We start from the raw sequence: 13,527 nt of genomic DNA, 5'->3' as shown, positions 1-13,527 counted from the left end.
CACTCCCGGCATCCGCTTGCTACGCGCGACAGCTGCCGAGCGAACAGGTTCTACTCGTCCAGTTGCTGCAGTCGTACCGAGGCTCGATCACCTGCGGCGGCCAGACCGTCGATGATGCGGTGATAGCGGGTTTTGGCCTCGCCCATGGTCATCCCCGTGCTGCGGAGCCCGATGACCCACTCTTCCAGTAGCCACAGGTGATTGGCGATCAGGTCGTAGCGACCGTCGATGATCGACTCGATCCAGGTCAGTGCCGTGGTCATCTGCCACCGCACGGGTGCACTCTTGGCGAACTTGATCACGGCGTCAACGGCTTTGGGTTCGCGACGACTGAGCTGTAGCCACCGGTCGGCGAGAGTGTCGAGCGCGTCGGGTTGGATCCAGTTCTGGCGGCAGCGGCTGAGGGTGTTGTCGATGTCGGGATCCCAGGACCTCGGGTTCGGGGTGGGCAGCAGGGCTGCGGTCATGTACTCGAATCCGCGGTGCTGGGCGCGCACAGCGGTGCCGTCACCGATGGCGTCGAGGGCTCTTCCCATTGCCCAGGGCCAGAAATCGGCCAGGGATTGGCGGAGTTCGTCGTGGTAGGTGAAGACGGTTGCGAAGCCGTCGAAGAGTTTGTGCAGAGCGTCGCTGTCGGTCGCGTAGTTCGTGATGTGCGCTTCGACCGGCCCGCGGTCACCGTCAAGTGCGATCGTGATCATTCGCTGGGCGATCGGTTCGTGAGCGGTGTGTGCGTGATGGTCGTAGTCGTTGCGCCACCAGTGGGCGAGGCTTCTGCGGTGGGCGTCCCAGAGGGGGACCCATAGCTCGGTGACGGCACTGTCCAGGCATGGCACGTGCCGGGCGTCGACCAAGCATGTCAACGGCATGCGCAGCCGGTTGAGCAGAAGCTCGTCGTCAGCGACGGTAGTCAGCGACTCGTGTACCGGTGCAGCCAGCGGATCGGGTCGCCGCTGATGGGTCTGCGGGTCCGGAGGTCCGAGCCGGCTGTCGATCAGGCCCGCAATGGCGGCGGCCCACACCGGTGCATGCCGGCGGCAGCGATCAATGCCGACCATAGTGGCAACGCCGGAGCCGCCGTCGGACTCAACACCGGATTCGCCGGTGTCGTTGTGGGTATTGCACGGCGCAGTCCACACCGGCTCGCAGCCCAAGGCGAAGATCGCGCGCACCTCGTCGAACTCACTGGTGGCCAGCGCGCGCAGGCACGCCTGCACGCGCGAGGGATCCAGGCCCAGATCGTCGAACGGCGCGAGCACGAGCAGCGGCGCGGACGCCGCCGCGGCGCGATCGGCACCCATCGAGAACAGCGATCCGCTGTTGTTCAAGTCGTCGCCGTGCGGGTTGTCGGCTGCCCACATCACCGCATCGACGGCCCACTCGAGATCAGCGGGCGTCACCGTCGCCAGACCCAGGGCGTGGGCGCGCACGGCGGCTGCGGCGACAGCGACGAGGGGGTTCTCCGGCCAGGGCATGCCGGTGGGTGGCTGCTCGGTCTCGGCGATCGTGCGTGCGGTGGCGAGGTCCTCGGCGAGGGTGTCGACGGGCCAGTGTGCGGGGTTGTCGTTGTGACGGCTGTAGCGGTTCTGCAGTCCGTACAGGGTGTTGGTCGTGTTTAGTTCCGCGGCGCGGGGTGCGAGGACGTGTTCGAGCCGTTCGGGTCGCTCGAACTCGATGCGCAGGTGGTCACCGTCACGGCTCATCCGGTAGTTGTCGATGCGGAACTGTTCGGCCCAGGTTTCGATGACCGCGAGGTACTCGTTGTTGTCACCGTCGGCGGAACTGGCGAACTGGGCGTGCGCGGTGCTGGTGAGGGTGTCGCCGACGGCCTGCAGTTGGGCCAGGCGGTCGTCGTCGCCGGCGAGCCGGGCGTTGATGACCATCGTGCCCACGGTCTGCTGGAAGGTCTGTGTGCGCCGCTCGGATCCGGTCAGCTTGTCGGCCTCAGCATCACGGACACGCAACCCGTATTCGCTGCTAACGCGGGCGTGCTCGAGCTGCCAGATGGCCGGGGACGCCAGGAACGGATCGAGCAGTGCGCCGGTGATGTTCGGGTGCCGAGTCAGCACTCCGACGAGCAGCGCGGGCATCGCGAGGTTGTGGCAATCGCGCAGCAGCACCTCGACGAGCCGTGGTGCCGGAAACTCTAGCTGCTCCAGCAGGTGGTCGATAAACCGTTCCAGCGCCAGCAACGCGCTCATGCACGCGTACGGGCCGACGCTGGTGGCGCGATACCACGCCCAGACGTGGCTGTCGCCGACGTAGAGCCGTTCGCCGATCCCCGGCACATCCAGACGTACGCCGTCCAGGTCGTCGGTGCCACTTTCACGGGCATGGCCGTGCAGATCGGCCAGCTTCTGCACGCGGACCGTGGCGGCATGGTTGAGCATGCGGTTGAGGAAGCCGATGGTGTCGATCGGGATGGTGTGCAGTAGCCGGAAGAACGGACCGTAGAACCACGCGGCCAGGGGCACGCCGAATCCGGGGGTGAGGCCGTGTTTGAAGTTGCGGATGCCGTCGTCGAGGTCGTGACCGCCCCAGCGCGGGTGCGTGGACGGCTTTTTGATGTAGTTGGCCTCGGCGAGATCGAGCAGCAGCGCGGGCCGGGCCGCCGACATGCTGACGGCGACGTGGAACGACTCCACCGCGGCGTTGAGGTGTCCTGGACTGTCGTCGGCGACCTGACGCAGATAGGCCTCTGCACGGTCGTCGATGTCGGGGCCCAGACACGCGAGTGCTTCGATCGCGAAGTCGTCGTAGAGGGCCGGGTCGCCGTCGAGAATGGTGTCGCGAACCTCGCGGCGCAACGGATGCGGCTGCGCGTGGGTGCCGGCCATGCCCCGCAACCACGCTAGCACCAGGTCCTGGATGACCTGACGTACGGTGCGATGATCCGAGTTCGGCCCGCCTTCGATCACCGGCCGTTCGCAGAAAATGACCTTCACCAGCGGTGCGAGCGCGAATGCGTCGCCAACCGTGCCGCTGATGTAGCGGGTCTCGGCCAGGCGCAGCAGCGTCATCAACGCGGCACTGTCGTCGCCGGTGAGCGTGTCCCACAGCTGCCGTATGGCCGCGTCGGCGTCGCCGAGCGTGAGAAGCGCTTCGTAGGGCACTTCGCGCCACCGCTCACCGTGGGCGGCGGCGATCCCGGTGAAACTGGCCGACAGTCGGGCCCAGCCGTAGGAGTCGCTGCGGTCGAGCAGGGCCGCCTGGCAGCCCAGGCGGGCCGCGCGGATCGCCCAGCGGGGGGCTCCGGCTACGGCGAGCGGCTGCCATCCCTGCGTGATGAACAGCCGGCACAGCGCGAAGTCACGGAACAGATCCGTCGCGAACTCATCCCCCGCTGAGAACGCGGGATTGTGGGGCACCCGGAGCACACCGTCCGAACGCAGCTCCGCCGAGCTAGTGCCCGCAGGTGCCACCGTGTCGATGCCAAGACTGCGGCGCGCCACGCTCAGGGCGGCCTGTTCACGGTCGTGCGGCGAGGCGGTGCCGGGAGTGTGGATCTCATCGCAGCGGATGAGGCCGCGCCACACCGCGGAGAACACATCGGCCTCGCACAACAGGTCAGCGGGATCGAGCACGGCGCCGGTGCGCAGCAGTACGTCGACCAGGCCGGGCCGGCCCAGCAGCCAGCGAGCGCGCGGATCACTGCCCAACCGAGCCAGCGCGGGAAACGCGGACGCAAGAGCGTCGCGCTCGTCGTCGGTCAACAACCCCACCACGTGTTCGGCCGCAGCACCACCTGAGTCGGCCAAGTCGAGGGCGTGCGTCAGCTCATCACGGACCTGGCGCGAGCCGTCGGTGCGCGTCACCGCCACGACACCGAAGCCAGCCCGCACTGCGGCTGCGGACATAGTGCGGAACACCTCGCCTTTGCCTTCCAGGACCGACTCCGCGCCGTCGATGAGCACGAGTCGGACAGGCCGCACGGGACCCGCCGCCAGGACGTCGTCCACGGCGTGCCCGCCCCACTGGCTCTCCAAGTCCGCCATGGTGTGCCGCAGATCGCGCAGGCTCAGGCTGCACACCACCGCGCCCTGCTCGCGCAGCTCCTCCGCCGCTCGCAGCGACAGCGCGGACTTACCGACATCGGGATCACCGGTGACCACCACTGCGCCAGCCGAGGTGCCCACCGACCGCATGAGTTCCACCAGACGGGCGCGTTCGCCGCAGCGCTGCAGCTCCAGCGACTGCGCGGCCGAGCGCAGCGCCGGGCGGATCGACTCGCGCAGCCGCGATCCGAGCCTGTCGATCATCTCCCAGGCGCGGGCGAATCGAGCGGAGTGCGTCAGCGGGAAGTCGGCTATCGCGCGACGGATCACCGACTGCGTCAGCACGGCCGCCTGCGGCGCCCACACCCCTACGAGATCCTCCAGACGCGAGAACAGCGCGTCTGCGGTGGCGGGCGTGCCGTCATGGAGCATGCGCTGCAGCGCGGTGACAGCAGCGGCGCGGTCGGCTCTGTCCGTGCGCTCCAAGCGCAGGCTGCGTGTGCTCAAGCCGGACAACAGCCGCCAGGTCAGCTCCTGGGCGCTCAGCCCACTGGCCGAGTCCAGTTTCGCCGCCGCCTGCCCGACCAGCGCCGTGATGTGGTCGAGCCGGCTGCGCAGCCCGGCGTTGGTCCGCCCAGGCTCACTCACGCGACTGGCCAGCGCCTGCGCGCCCGGAAGACCGCTGGCCAGTTCAGCCAGTTCAGCCAGCTGCGTGATTGCGTTGGCGTTCGTGGACACCGCGAGTACGATCCGCCACCGCCCCGCCATCACCTCGGACCAGTGCTCGGTGACGATCACCAGAAAGTCCCGGATCAACGGAACGGACGTGCTGTCACTGGAAGTCAGGGCGGGGTTACGGCGTACGGCGATCGACGAGCGACATGGTGCGCCCTGGCTGTCACGGCCTTCCAGGACGATATCGTCGACCGTGCTCACATCGCTGGCCTGCAAGCGGATCGTCTCGGCCGACACAGCCTGCCCCAGCTCCTGCAACGTCTCGCCAGCCAGGAATGCGGCGATCAGGCACGCCGCATAAGAATGTTCCAGGCGCACCCCTCCGCCGCCCGTGGAGTACGGGCTCGAACCGGCCACCGATCCCTCGTCGTCTGACGAGATCTCCTCCAACCATGCGCTGATTGACGGGTGGGAGACCACCAGTCGCCACAAAGTCGACCGGCCCGACTTCGTCGCGGTAACGAACCCGGCATCAGACAGGGTCGACAGCGCGTCATTTGCCGTGGTCGGAGACACCTTCAGCGCCGTCGCGACCTTGCGGCCTGACAGAGCATCGGGTGTCGCGGCGAGCACCCTCAGCGCTCTGTACTCGCGCTCGCTGAGCGTCGCCTGGAGGGTCTCTGCTGCCGTTGCCATGATGCGAACCCTACCTCTTTATGTCCAGAAAATCTGGACATAAAGAGGTAGGGTGTGTCGCGCTCCGCAGTGCATGGGCAGGCTGCACCGGCACGCCCACGCTATAGGCAGGATCCTCACCCCTGTTCCAAAAACAACACCACGGTAATGCTGAGCAGCAAGAGCACCCGATCATCGGGATGGTTGTTCCGACGGCTTCGCCAGCCCCTCTTGCATCACCTCGCCGTAGTCCCTCACGCGGTGATGCCCAGGAACAGCCGTTGGAACACCAGGAACAGCGCGATGGGGATGATCGACGAGATCGCCAGCGCGGGAGTGGAGACCGGCGTCAGTCAATGTCGACCAGCGCCCATGCCACGCCAACAAGTCCGCATGCGAGGAAGTGGCCTCCAGCACCAGCGCGGGCATCGCGCTGCCCGGGTTCTGCAACCACTGCCACGGCCCGAGCCCGACCCGACCCAGCACCGTGTTGAACACCCCGATCAGACTGGCGTCGTAGAAGAACTTCCACAACAGCACCGCGACCACGGGCGGATCACCACCGGCAGGTAGGCCAACGCGCTGAACAGGCCCTTGCGGTGGCGGACCTCGCTGATCAGCAGCGCGGCCAGCAGCGGCAGCGGGTAGCCGAACAGCAGCGCCAGCACGGCGAACCACACCGTGTTGCGCCACGCGGTCCAGAGCAGCGGGTCCGACAGCACCTGGGCGAAGTTGTCCAGGCCGACGAACTCGACGGGTCCGACGAGGTTGGTGCGCTGAAAGCTCATCACCACCGACTGCACGATCGGCGCCCACGAGAAGACACCGAACACCAGCAGCAGCGGCAGCAGGAAGACCAGGGTGCTCAACCCACCGCGGCGCACCCACGTGACCGGCGTGCGCCGTCGTCGCGGCGGGCGGGTCCCGCGTGGCGGTGGGGGGACCGCCGCCACGCGGGAGTGGGATCGGACGGCCACGTCAGCCCCGGCCGATCTGGGCCTGCACCTCGGCGTCGGCCTTGGCCAGCAGGGCGGGCACGTCCGCGGACCGGTCGGTGAGCAGCGGCTGCACCGCCTGGTCCAGGATCTTGTAGACGTCCTGGGTGGACCGGGTCGCGCGGTCCACCACGGGCAGCGCCGGCACCCCGACGGGCTGGTTGGTCTCGGCCAGCGTCTTGACGTCGGCGACGGCGGCCTCCTGGTCGGTCAGCTTGCCCATGTAGTAGAAGTCGATCCACTTCACGGCGGCTTCCTTGCTGCGCTCGCCGATCTTGGGGCTCACCACGGCCAGCGTGCCGCCGCCGAGCACGCCCGCCTCCGGCTCGTCCGCCAGCGGCAGGGCGGCGACGCCGTAGTCGGCGGCCTTGAGACCGTTCTGGGTGACGAGGTTGCCGTAGTTGCCGCCGCCGGAGACGTACATCCCGATGCGGCCAGCGGCGAAGTCCTGGTTGATCCCGGCCCAGTCGTAGAGGAAGTTCGCGCCCATGCTGTTGTCCTCCCAACGCATGGCGCGCAGGGTGTCGAGCACCGCGGTCATCTCCGGGGTGTCCACGGTGGCCTCGGCCTGGTCGCCGGTGATCTTCTCGATGCGACCGCCGAAGGCGTAGTCGAGCGTGGTGAGGATCCAGCCGCCGGTGTTGCCCGAGGTCATCTGCGCGTACCCGGTCTGGCCGGTGCGCTCGGTGATCTGCTTGGCCGCGGCACGCACCTCGGCCCACGTCGTGGGCGGATTGTCCGGGTCGAGCCCGGCCTGGGTGAACAGCGTGCGGTTGTAGTGCAGCGCCTGGCCGTAGGCGGCGATCGGCACGGCCCACTGCCTGCCGTCGGCGGCCTGCCCGGCCTTGGCGATGTTCGGGTTGAGCGAAGAGGCGTAGGGCAGCTCGGCGACCTGTTCGCTGACATCGGCGATCTGCTTGCGCTCGATCAGGCCGCGGCCGTCGGTGAACGGCACGGTGAACACGTCCGGGATGGTGCCGCCGGCGAGCTGGGCGGTGAACGACGCGGCGGTCCAGGTGTACTCCTGGGTGCGGACGTCGACATCGGTGTTCGCCGCCTCGAACTGCTCGGCGCGCTTGGTGAACGCGTCGATCGCGGCCTCCTCCAGGCCCGAGTCCATCGCGACGGTGATGACGACCTTGCCGTCGGCGCCCACCTGGTCGTCAGGATCGTCGCCGCACGCGGTCAGGACCAAGGGCAGCACGATCGCCGCGGTCGCGAGTCTGGTCGGCAGTGGCCTTGCGGCGGAGGACTTCATCGTCGTTCCTTCGGGTTGATCAGGCGCGCAGCCAGGCGGCGGCGTCGGCGGGCAGGTGGTCACCGTCGAGGTCGACGCTGGTCAGCAGCACCTCGTGGTGGTCGGGCAGCGGCATCGGCGCGGTGCCGAGGTCGACGACGCACACGACGTCGTCGCGGGTGAAGGCCAGCACGTCCTCGGTGCTGTCCAGCCAGGAGAAGCGCTCCCCGCGCAGCGCGGGTTCGGACCGGCGCGAGGCCAGGGCAGCCCGGTGGAGGGCGAGCATGGAACGCGGGTCGTGGTCCTGCACCTCCACCGAGCGCTCGCCCCACCCGGCAGCCGGTTGCGGCAGCCAGGCAGGGGTGCCCGACCCGTCGGGGCTGAACCCGAACGAGTGACCTGAGCGGGTCCACGGCAGCGGCACGCGGCACCCGTCGCGCCCGGGGTCGGTGCGCCCGGCGCGGAAGTGCATGGAGTCCTGCAACGCCTCCAGCGGCAGGTCCTCCACCTCGGGCAGGCCCAGCTCGTCGCCCTGGTAGACGTACAGCGCGCCGGGCAGGGCCGCGGTGAGCAGCGCCGCCGCGCGAGCCCGCCGCTCTCCAGCGCCAGGTCGGTCGGCGTGCCGAACCGCGTGGTGGCGAACGAGAACGAGCTGTCCCCACGGCCGTACCGGGTGACCGGTCGGGTGACGTCGTGGTTGGACAGCACCCACGTGGGCGGCGCGCCGACCGGGGCGTGGGCGTCCAGCGTGGACTGGATCGACTCGCGCAGATGCTGGCCTCCCACGGGCGGCCCATGAAGTCGAAGTTGAACGCCGAGTGCATCTCGTCGGGACGCAGGTAGCGGGCGAAGCGCTGCTGGTCGCCCAGCCAGATCTCCCCCACCAGGACGCGCGGCTCGTCGTAGGAGTCGGCCACCGCGCGCCAGCCGCGGTCGATGTCGTGCAACTCGTCGCGGTCGATGGACGGGTGCCCGCCCGCCTCGTAGGTCTGCGGCACCTCGGGCAGCGCCGGGTCCTTGACCGGCATCGACGCCGAGTCGACCCGGATGCCCGCCACTCCCCGGTCGAACCAGAACCTCAGCACGTCCTCGTGCTCGCGCCGCACGTCGGGGTGGTTCCAGTTCAGGTCCGGCTGCTCGGGCGCGAACAGGTGCAGGTACCACTGGCCGTCCGGGACGCGCGTCCACGTGCCGCCCGCGAAGCTCGACACCCAGTCCGTGGGTGGCAGCTCGCCGTGCGCGCCGCGGCCCTCGCGGAACCAGAAGCGCTCCCGCTCCGGCGAACCGGGGCCGGCCGCCAGCGCCGCCTTGAACCACGCGTGCTCGCTGGAGACGTGGTTCGGGACGACGTCGACGATCGTGCGGATGCCCATCGCGGCAGCCTCGGCGATCAGCGAGAGGAGAGATCAGACCGGTGCGGGTGACCCTGAAGGACATCGCCAGGGCGGCGGGCGTGAGCATCATGACGGTGTCGAACGTGATCAACGGCAAGCACGATCGCGTGTCGGCGGAGACCGTCGAGCGGGTGCGCCGGATCGTCGCCGAACTCGGTTACGTGCCCAACGGTTCCGCACGCAGCCTGGCCGCCAACAGCTCACGCCTCATCGGGCTGCTGGTGCCCGCCGCGAGCGAGGTCAGCCTGGCCATCTCCCCGCACAACATCGCCATCGTCGGCCACATCGAGCGCCGACTGCGCAAGCGCGGCTACCACCTGCTGCTGCGCGGGGTGTCCGACACCGCCGAGATCGGCGAGGCCCTGCGGTCGTGGAGCCTGGACGGAGCCGTGCTGCTCGGCTTCCTGGACGAGGAGATCGGCCGACTACAACGCCGCGTCACCGGAACGACACCGGTGCTGGCCATCGACAGCTACTCCGACAACCCGTTGACCACCGGGGTGCGCACGGACGACTTCACCGGCGCGCACCTGGCCACCACGCACCTGCTGTCCCTGGGGCACCGGCGGATCGTGTTCGCCGCGCCGTCGTTCACCGAAGTCGGCGTCGTCCACGAACGCTTCCTGGGCTTCCACGCGGAACTGCGGGACGCCGGAGTGTCCCCACAGGACTGTCCGACCGAGACCGTCGACACCAAGGACGACGGTATCGAACTCGGGAGGCGCCTGCTCGCGAGCCACCCCGAGGCGACCGCGGTGTTCGCCACCGCGGACATCCTCGCGATCGGCATCATCGAGGGCCTGCACGCCATCGGCGTCCCCGTGCCGGAGCGGGTCTCGGTCGTCGGGTTCGACGACCTGGACATCAGCGCCTACATCACCCCCATGCTCACCACCGTGGCCCAGGACATCGTCGGCAAGGCGACCCACGCCGTCGACCGCCTCCTCGACCTCGCCGAAGGCGGAACCACCACACCGAACCACTGGTCCTCGACGTCCGACTGGTCGTGCGCAACTCCACCGCACCCCCGCGACCAACCGCCACGAGCCGGTGAGCAGGCCGACGCGCCCGACCCGCATGTCGCACACCACCACGCGGTCACAGCGGTCCTGGTCGAAGAGGGCCGAACCTCGGCGCACCACCGGCGCCCGGTTGGAAGTCGAACAAGGACAGCCCGTTGATCGTGCCGACCACCAAGGACTTGCCGTCAGGCGTCCAGGCGAGGGCCCTCACTTCCTGCTCGACGCGCATCATCGCCCGGACAGAGCCCGTCTCCACTTCCCACACCCGCACCGAACCGTCGAAATCCCCGATCGCCTGCCAGGTGCCGTGCGGCGTCATCACCGCCGCGTGCGCCGACCCGGCGCGGCCGGTGAACTGGACGCGCCGGCGGCGGGCCGGCACATCCCAACAGACCGTGGAGCCATTCGCGCTGGTCACCACCAGAGAGGCGCTGTCCTGAGCCACGACCATCGAGCTGATCGGGCCGCTGGCGGAGCCGAGCACACCGCGCTCGGCTCCGCCGTCGACGTCCCAGGTGCGGATCATGCCGTCCGAGCCCCCGGTCGCCAACCAGCTCCCATCCGGTGCGATCGCCATGGAGTGGATCGGGCCGAAGGATCCCGTGAACACCCGCTGTTGCCGGCCGCTCACCACGTCCCACAGACGCACCACGCCGTCGAACCCCCCGGTCGCCAACCAGCTCCCGTCCGGCGCGGCCGCGATCGAGCGGACCAACCCGGCAGAGCTCATGAGCCGGCGCCGTTCACGATCACCGAGCACGGCCCAGATCCACACGGACTGGTCCTGAGCGACGGCGGCGAGCCAGTCAGCGCCCGAAGCCAGCGCCATCGAACTCACCTGACCGGCCGGCATCTCGAGTGTTGCCCACTGTCGCCCGGACGTCACGCCCCAGGCCCTCACCACGCCGTCGAAGCCGGTCGCGACTACCACCTTGCCGTCACCCGTGACCATGGCCTGACGCACGGGCGAGCCGGCGGATTCCAACACGGCGCGTCGATGACCGGCCGCCAGGCTCCAGATGCGCACCATGCCATCCGCACCGGCCTCGGCCAGCGACGTGCCGTCCGCCGCGGCCGCCACCGCCCTGACCGTGTGGTTGCTGACGAACTGGGATGACGGTGTCCCGGTGAGCACGTCCCAGGTCCGCACGACTCCATCGACACCCCCGGTCGCGAGCAACGACCGATCGGGTGCGGCTGTCACCGCACGCACTTGGCTGGTGTGGCCGGTGAACTCGCCGTGCACTCGGCCCGTGCCCGGATCCCAGATCCGCACCGTCCCGTCCAGGCTCGCGGAGACCAGCTTCTCGCCGTCAGGCGCCACCGCGACCGCCCGCACTGAGCAGTGGCCCACCAGCTCACGTTGCAGGCGACCGGTGGCGACGTCCCAGATGCGCACCACTCCGTCCAAGCCCCCGGTGGCCAGCCACGTGCCGTCCGGCGCCGCTGCCATCGCGTACACCGGACAGGTGGAGGGCAGCGTGATCCGCCGGCTGCCGCTGGCCACGTCCCAGATCCTCACCGATCGGTCATGGCTCGAGGTGGCCAGCCAGGTGCCGTCCGGCGCCACTGCCATAGCGCGTACAGGACTGCTCGGCCCAGCGAACGCCGTCGGGCGGATGCCGCTGATCACCTTCCAGACCTGCACCAGCCCATTCGAGCTGACCGTGGCGAGCCACCTGCCGTCCGGCGCGAGCGCCAAGACACGCGCCTCGACGTTGAGGCTCCGCTGCAGCGCGGGGTGGGGCAGGTCCGGCAGCGGCCAGCGGTTGGCCAACCTCGGCATCGCGCGGTCGCGCGTGAGAGCGGCGACCTGTGGGCCCCAATGCTCGTCGTGGGCCACTCGGCTGAAGAGGATGTCGAGACGGCTGTGAGCGGGAGTGGTGGGTGCGAGCAGGTGCGCAGCCTGACCGAGCGGTCGTTGCAGCGATGCGGAGTGTCCGGTGTCGATCAGCGCCAGGTCTGCGACAGGTGCGGTCGGACCGGACATCTCCAGCCGGGCGGCGACCCATCGGAGGTCGGAGGCCAGGTCCTCGGCTTCCTCGACACGTTCACCGGCCGACAAGTGCTCGACCAGGTGGTCCCACAAGTAGGACGCCGACTCCGGCAGCTCCCACCACGCCTTGCGGCTGCCGGCCGCTCGGCCAACGAGGGCTGCGGCATCCGGCAGCCCTTCCGCCACCGAGTCCAGCAGCAGGCGGTGCAGTTCTGCCAACCGTTCTGCGCCGAGTTCGGCGCGCAGGTAGTCGCGCACGACGTCGTGCAAGCCGACCCGACCCGCGCCCGACCCCTCTGAGATCGTGAGGAGTGCGAGGTCCGCCAGTCGTGCGCACAACCTGCGGGTGATCATCACGTCCAAGCCGCCCGAAGCCCGCCACAGCGCGCCGACCAGGTCGACGGGCACCACCTCGTCCTCGGCGAAGATCGCCAACTCGGTGAACCTGGTGCGCTGCTCCGGGGTGAGCATGCCGATGCTGGCCTCGATGGTGGGCACGACCGCCAACTGCCGGCGACGCGGATCATCAGCGTCCAGTTCATGCCCGACGGCACCGGTGAGCCGGTCGAGCTGCCAGGCGCCCTCGTCCCGCAGTCGCCGCAGCAGTTGGCGCGCGACATCCGCGACGTCGGGCTCGGTCCTGCTCTGGTCGAGGAGCACCTTGTTGACCAGCCGCAGCAGGAGCGCCCACCGCCACGTCACGGCCAGGAGTCCTTCGACCAGTGAAGGCGGCAGCGCGGACAGGCCCGCGGTCAACAACGCCTTCGCCTGTTCCGGCGTCATCCGGTCCACCGGCACCGCCACGGCCTGCCCCGCCACCAGTGACGGAATGCGGGTCGTCACCAACCGCGCGGAGCGCCGTCCGCCGACCGGGAACGCCGCTTCCTGTTCGGGGTGCCACACGTCATCGAGGATCAGCAGCCGCCGCGGACCTGTCGCCATCAACGCGGCCAGGTGCTCGCCCGCCTGCTGCGGATCGGCGAACGCCGTGGCGTGGCCCGGGTCGATCCTCGCGATGAGGTCGTTGACCTTCTCCACGATCGCGGCGGCCGTCCGGACGTCCCGGCCGAGGGTCACCCAGTAGATCCCCCCGTTGAAACGGCGCAGCACCCGCCGATCCGCTCGCACCAGCTTGGCCACCGTGGTCTTGCCGAACCCGCCGGCACCCTGCAGCAACGTGGTAATCCCGACCGTCGCCCCACCACGTCGGCACAGCGCTGCCACGACCTCCTTGACCTGCTGCGGTCGGTCCACCACCCAGGGCTCCGGCCGCTGTTCGGCCGGCACGAGCTGCGCCAACCACCGGTCGAACACCCGCTGCGCCCACCACACCAGCAAACCTGACCAGGCCACCGCGGCCGTGCCCCCGGCGGCCCACCGCAGCGGATGGGCCTCGACGGGCGGAAACCACAGGCTGCTTCCTCCCGTGGCCACGTTCACCGCGACCGCCACGACCGACGCCGCGACCGCGGCCACCAGGATCATTAACGCCACCAGCGCTGACCGCCACCAACTGCGCCGCTGCACCCGTTGTCCCC

7 protein-coding genes and 1 pseudogene are annotated in these 13,527 nt (G+C 69.5%); 1 reads left to right on the top strand and 7 read right to left on the bottom strand.

From position 1 onward, the window contains the following. Window positions 1–50 precede the first annotated feature (50 nt). The 6 genes and pseudogenes from LNK82_RS40220 to LNK82_RS48515 form a co-directional block, all read right to left on the bottom strand. Window positions 51–5,366, bottom strand: a complete 5,316-nt coding sequence (locus LNK82_RS40220) for an NACHT domain-containing protein (protein WP_230572118.1) — start codon at window positions 5,364–5,366, stop codon at window positions 51–53. A 171-nt stretch (window positions 5,367–5,537) separates the two neighbouring features. Beyond that, window positions 5,538–5,894, bottom strand: coding sequence for a hypothetical protein (locus tag LNK82_RS40215; protein WP_230572117.1), 357 nt, complete (start codon window positions 5,892–5,894; stop codon window positions 5,538–5,540). Next, window positions 5,849–6,214, bottom strand: coding sequence for an ABC transporter permease family protein (locus tag LNK82_RS40210; RefSeq protein WP_230572116.1), 366 nt, complete (start codon window positions 6,212–6,214; stop codon window positions 5,849–5,851). Before LNK82_RS40210 ends, LNK82_RS40215 begins: the two co-directional genes overlap by 46 nt. A 109-nt stretch (window positions 6,215–6,323) precedes the next feature. Then, window positions 6,324–7,598, bottom strand: a complete 1,275-nt coding sequence (locus LNK82_RS40205) for an ABC transporter substrate-binding protein (protein WP_230572115.1) — start codon at window positions 7,596–7,598, stop codon at window positions 6,324–6,326. A gap of 19 nt (window positions 7,599–7,617) precedes the next feature. Then, window positions 7,618–8,289 (bottom strand): alpha-amylase family glycosyl hydrolase, encoded by a 672-nt coding sequence (locus LNK82_RS48045; protein WP_230572114.1) that lies wholly within the window; start codon window positions 8,287–8,289, stop codon window positions 7,618–7,620. 94 nt (window positions 8,290–8,383) lie between these two features. Beyond that, a pseudogene (locus tag LNK82_RS48515) lies at window positions 8,384–8,968 on the bottom strand (alpha-amylase family glycosyl hydrolase); the annotation flags it as partial. Between the two features lie 23 nt (window positions 8,969–8,991). Between LNK82_RS48515 and LNK82_RS40195 the strand changes: the two are divergent. Beyond that, entirely contained in the window at window positions 8,992–10,152 is a 1,161-nt protein-coding gene (locus LNK82_RS40195) for a LacI family DNA-binding transcriptional regulator (protein ID WP_230572113.1), read from the top strand. Here LNK82_RS40195 and LNK82_RS40190 read toward each other — a convergent pair. Beyond that, entirely contained in the window at window positions 10,070–13,516 is a 3,447-nt protein-coding gene (locus LNK82_RS40190) for an NB-ARC domain-containing protein (RefSeq protein ID WP_230572112.1), read from the bottom strand. The genes LNK82_RS40195 and LNK82_RS40190 overlap by 83 nt on opposite strands. Window positions 13,517–13,527 lie beyond the last annotated feature (11 nt).

Source organism: Saccharothrix luteola (assembly GCF_020859565.1).
GTDB classification, from domain to species: domain Bacteria; phylum Actinomycetota; class Actinomycetes; order Mycobacteriales; family Pseudonocardiaceae; genus Actinosynnema; species Actinosynnema luteola.
This window is presented reverse-complemented; position numbering and strand designations above follow the sequence as displayed.

What these genes read in the sequence shown, in the direction of transcription:
- LNK82_RS40220 (WP_230572118.1), bottom strand. Translation starts at nt 5,366, where the DNA reads ATGGCAACGGCAGCAGAGACCCTCCAGGCGACGCTCAGCGAGCGCGAG.
- LNK82_RS40205 (WP_230572115.1), bottom strand. Translation starts at nt 7,598, where the DNA reads ATGAAGTCCTCCGCCGCAAGGCCACTGCCGACCAGACTCGCGACCGCG.